At 58.5% G+C, this 4,086-nt stretch carries 6 protein-coding genes and 1 tRNA gene; 3 read left to right on the top strand and 4 right to left on the bottom strand.

What is annotated here, in order from left to right; genetic code table 11:
- From AAFO92_RS22435 to AAFO92_RS22425, 3 genes are all read left to right on the top strand, one after another.
- A partial coding sequence (locus AAFO92_RS22435) for a hypothetical protein (protein WP_347536385.1) occupies positions 1-119 on the top strand: 119 nt, incomplete at its 5' end.
- Positions 120-277: 158 nt separating this feature from the next.
- Entirely contained in the window at positions 278-934 is a 657-nt protein-coding gene (locus tag AAFO92_RS22430) for a CatB-related O-acetyltransferase (protein WP_347539169.1), read from the top strand.
- A 94-nt stretch (positions 935-1,028) separates the two neighbouring features.
- Positions 1,029-1,104 (top strand) — tRNA-Trp (locus AAFO92_RS22425).
- Between the two features lie 173 nt (positions 1,105-1,277).
- Here AAFO92_RS22425 and AAFO92_RS22420 read toward each other — a convergent pair.
- The 4 genes from AAFO92_RS22420 to AAFO92_RS22405 form a co-directional block, all read right to left on the bottom strand.
- The gene (locus tag AAFO92_RS22420; RefSeq protein WP_347539167.1) at positions 1,278-2,906 is read right to left on the bottom strand and encodes a recombinase family protein; all 1,629 of its coding nucleotides are present in this window, start codon (positions 2,904-2,906) and stop codon (positions 1,278-1,280) included.
- Positions 2,906-3,319, bottom strand: coding sequence for a DUF2924 domain-containing protein (locus tag AAFO92_RS22415; RefSeq protein ID WP_347539165.1), 414 nt, complete (start codon positions 3,317-3,319; stop codon positions 2,906-2,908). Before AAFO92_RS22415 ends, AAFO92_RS22420 begins: the two co-directional genes overlap by 1 nt.
- A 4-nt stretch (positions 3,320-3,323) precedes the next feature.
- Complete coding sequence (locus AAFO92_RS22410; RefSeq protein ID WP_347539163.1) at positions 3,324-3,578, bottom strand: DUF3489 domain-containing protein; 255 nt, start codon at positions 3,576-3,578, stop codon at positions 3,324-3,326.
- A gap of 92 nt (positions 3,579-3,670) precedes the next feature.
- The gene (locus tag AAFO92_RS22405) at positions 3,671-3,922 is read right to left on the bottom strand and encodes a hypothetical protein (protein ID WP_347539161.1); all 252 of its coding nucleotides are present in this window, start codon (positions 3,920-3,922) and stop codon (positions 3,671-3,673) included.
- Positions 3,923-4,086 lie beyond the last annotated feature (164 nt).

Below are 4,086 nucleotides of genomic sequence, written 5' to 3'. Positions count from 1 at the left end.
ACCTGAAGTTCACCGTCGAACTGATCGCACCGATCGCGATGGAAGACGGCCTGCGCTTCGCCATCCGCGAAGGCGGCCGCACCGTCGGCGCCGGCGTCGTCGCCAAAATCATCGAATAATCCCTGACCGGATCGTTCGACACGGGGCGCCCCTCGCGGGCGCCCTTTTTCTTTGTGCCATTCATTGCTATGCTATCCTTGAACGAGATGGAGAGTGTCGTGAACAAGCCTGCCTGACCATTTAGACCTGATGTTTATCTGCCAGAGCGAGGCCTTTCATGCCCGGACCCTTCCCTGACGCGCAGACGCGCTTTCCCCTGAAACTACCAGATGGCAGCCGGCACCCCGGCACCGTGTTCCTGAAACCTGTGCTGGATCACCCGCGGATTACCGTTGGCGAATACAGTTACGCCAGCAGCGCAACCCCGCCGGAAGATTGGGCGGCGCGGCTGGCACCGTATCTTTTCCCCACATCTTCCGAGCGGCTTCAGATCGGCAGGTTCTGCCAGATCGCGGACGGGGCGGTTTTCATCACCGCGTCTGCGAACCACCGATGTGACGGAATCTCGACCTATCCCTTTGCCGTGTTTGATGGGGGTTTCGACGATGATCGCCCCTCGCTGCCCGGGCCGGGAAAGGATACCGTGGTCGGGAACGATGTCTGGATCGGTCGCGATGCCCGCATCCTGCCGGGGGCGCAGTTGGGCGATGGGGTGATCGTGGGGGCAGGGGCGGTCGTTACCGGCTGCGTGGCACCTTACACTGTCGTCGGCGGCAACCCGGCCCGTCCGATCCGGCGGCGGTTCGATGAGGCAGAGGTTGCGCGGTTGCAGGCGGTCGCCTGGTGGAACTGGCCGATCGAACTGATCCTCGCGCACGAGGCTGCGATCTGCGGTGCCGACCTGTCGCGGCTGGAGCAGGTGAGACCGGCCTGAGCCGAAGCGATGCGGCAATCAACCGACAAGCGGCAAAAGTCAGGAATGGACGCTTGATTCCCGGTCCAAGGTGGCGTAATCCGGCGCAGGCCTTAGGGGTATAGCTCAGCTGGTAGAGCGACGGTCTCCAAAACCGTAGGTCGCGGGTTCGAACCCTGCTGCCCCTGCCAAACACTTCCCTGATTTCTGGCGCTGCTGCTTTGCTCTGTTATTGTCGCGCGTTTCCCGCCGCTTGGCGTACCGCGGTGTGGAGTGAGACGCGATCCGTAGGGCTTTCTGGGTCGTTTTCGGGCCGAAGTCTCTGTTTGCGATTCTGGCGGTACGAGTTTGGGGAGAGTCGCTGTCAGAGCGCGGAGAATTGTGCGCGCTGTTCTGACCAGATGGCGGAGAAGCGGGTCTTGATCAGGTAATCGGAGGAGAGACCATCGGGCTGTTCGCCAAGCGTGATGGCATCCAGAATGTCAGGTGCGATCAATGCGAGATTGGCGACATCCTGGACGCGGCGCGTTGATACGTTCTCGACCTCTGCGATTTCTGAGAACGACTTGCCATCAACAACCATCGCCAACCAGCGGCGCCCCTTTACAATGTTCTGCACCAACGTTTTGTCGATCACCTGCGGCGGATCACCAAGATGCAGTTTCAGCTCGACACCCCTCCTGCGCGTCTGGAATGGAGTTTCGATTGTCAGTTCCGATGCGTTGATATGTCCCGGCAGGCAGTCCAGCCATTTTGCAAGAACCAGAGTGTCCAGCTGAATGCGCATTGCGCCCGGACGCAGATGTACCTTTTCGATCAAATTCAGGCAGTCAGTCGAGCTGATGCAAGCGGTCAGTCTCGCGGCGGTCGTCTTGATCTCGGCTGCAGGCAAATCCTGCGTCACTAATGCCGCTGTATCCGGCCTTCCGAGATGGCGTCTGATCATTTCGGTCAGCACCCCCTCGACCTGTTCAGCGGGCAGCCGCCAGGCATCTGGATGTTCTTTGCTGCCACCCGCAATTACTCGTCGGGAGACGTAGTAGCGCAATCTCTTGCCATTCTTCCGACTATGGCTGGGCGTCAGGCGATCACCGGTTTCATCAAAGAGCTTTCCAGCCAGCGGCGAGGTGGCCGCCTTTTTCCTGGAGCCGCGGGAGATTGCGGCGCCGCTTTGCAACAGGTCCTGGACCTTGCCCCACGCCTGTGGGTCGATGATGGCCGGATGCTGCCCATCATGGACCTGCCCCTTGTGCCGGATTCGCCCGGCATAGATCGGATTGCTGAGAATGTGGTGGAGATGACCGCGGTCGAAAGGAATGCCCCCGGACACTCGCCCGCATGATCGTTCGCGACTACGAGACTTGAAGCCAAGGGCTTCGGCGCGGTCTTTCACTTTTCGAACAGAGCCGAGTTTCCGGTAGAGGTCGTAGAGGGTTCGGATCGTGGGCGCTTCGGCCTCATCGATCTTCAACGTCCGTCCATCCGCTCGGTAACCAAAGGGAACATGCCCACCCATCCACATGCCCTTGCGCTTGGATGCGGCGATCTTGTCGCGAATGCGCTCAGAGGTCACTTCGCGCTCGAACTGGGCGAAGCTCAGCAACATGTTCAGCGTCAGGCGCCCCATACTGGTCGCGGTGTTGAAGCTCTGTGTCACCGAGACGAAGGACGTCTCTGCCGCATCCAGCCGGTCGACCAGTTTCGCGAAGTCGGCCAGTGACCGGGTCAGGCGGTCGATCTTATAGACAACAATCTGATCGACACGTTTCTCGTCCACCGCCTGCATCAGGCGGTGCAGCGCAGGGCGATCCAGATGACCGCCCGAGATCCCCCCGTCATTATAATGATCCCGCAACACCTCCCAGCCTTCATGTTTCTGACTGGCGATATAGGCTTCACAGGCCTCACGCTGCGCATCGAGAGAGTTGAAATCCTGTTCCAACCCCTCTTCGGAGCTCTTGCGGGTGTAGATGGCACAACGGATGCGGCGCATCACTGCACCCCGAAAAAACGTGGACCCGACCATCGGGCACCGGTGATGTGTCGGGCGATGGCCGACAAGGACCGCCAGGTCTTGCCATCCATGACGTAGCCACCATCCACCACCTCAACCTGATAGGTTCGCCCGTTCCATTCCCGAACCAGGTGGGACCCCGGTTTTGCTGTTGCGGGCACTGATTGCCCGGCTGCGAATTGCTTCAGACGACGCTCAGTTTTAACCGATACACCGCCCAGCATCTGGTTCTGAAAGCCCCAGATCAGCACCCGTTTCATGAACTGCAGTGAGAGATGCTTTGGCGGAGGCTGGTCGAAGGCCTCCCGCCATCGATCCAAGCATCTGCCGCGGTCCAGCTGGTCTATGGCCGCTATAGCCTGTTCAAGTGCGAGTGTCTGATCCGCATCCATCGTCTCAGGCCTCACTGACGATACGGTAAACTGATCCTTTGTCCGTGTTGGACCGTTCAATAGCAGTTCCGGCCTTACGCAGTGTCGAAAGTGCAGCCCGCGCCGTTTGCGGCTGCCAGCCGAAAGCACTTTGAATCTGTGAAATCGTTGCACCTGACTTGCGCTTCAGAAGCTTTGAGAGTTGTTCCTGCCGCCTGGGCTTTGCCTTGATTGCTATAATGTTTGCGACTTTGGGTTCTTGCTTGATCTCAATCGTCATCGTTTTCTCCACTCTTACAGCGAAGGCCAACCCTTCGCCTTGTACTGAGTGAAGCCCGGCCTGCCGGGCGGATGGGTTTTCTCAGACCTTTTCTAGCGGATGGCTCGCTTCTCCGCTTTGTCCAGCAGTCGATCTAATGATGCGAGAGTGCCTATGCAGCCAGTCATCATTTGCCAAAGGTGGTTGACGTCTTCCTGCAATAAGGCGAGCGAACGCTCCGTAGATTGACCTTCGATGGCCAGAGTCGCAGCGTCTTCCTGCGCTGCCATCAGATCGGCAAACCCCTTTGATATCTCGTCACGCTCAAACTCATTCATAACCCCACACACGCTTGCTGTACGCATGAAGTCCAGTCCTATTATTGGATAGATTGTGAATAGGGGCGGATTTTGTTGAAAAACTCTTCCTTGATTGGTGCATGAACTGCTGATTCAATTCTCTCAACGAGCGGGAGAATGAGCCATGATGGGACCGAAGCAGGAAGCGCAGGCGGCGCTGTTCTATGAGT

Source organism: Roseovarius sp. CAU 1744 (assembly GCF_039839345.1).
Taxonomy (GTDB): Bacteria; Pseudomonadota; Alphaproteobacteria; order Rhodobacterales; family Rhodobacteraceae; genus Roseovarius.
Note: the sequence above shows the minus strand (reverse complement) of the source record. Positions and strands in the feature narration are given on the sequence as shown.

What these genes read in the sequence shown, in the direction of transcription:
- AAFO92_RS22430 (WP_347539169.1), top strand. Translation starts at nt 278, where the DNA reads ATGCCCGGACCCTTCCCTGACGCGCAGACGCGCTTTCCCCTGAAACTA.
- AAFO92_RS22420 (WP_347539167.1), bottom strand. Translation starts at nt 2,906, where the DNA reads ATGCGCCGCATCCGTTGTGCCATCTACACCCGCAAGAGCTCCGAAGAG.
- AAFO92_RS22415 (WP_347539165.1), bottom strand. Translation starts at nt 3,319, where the DNA reads ATGGATGCGGATCAGACACTCGCACTTGAACAGGCTATAGCGGCCATA.
- AAFO92_RS22410 (WP_347539163.1), bottom strand. Translation starts at nt 3,578, where the DNA reads ATGACGATTGAGATCAAGCAAGAACCCAAAGTCGCAAACATTATAGCA.
- AAFO92_RS22405 (WP_347539161.1), bottom strand. Translation starts at nt 3,922, where the DNA reads ATGCGTACAGCAAGCGTGTGTGGGGTTATGAATGAGTTTGAGCGTGAC.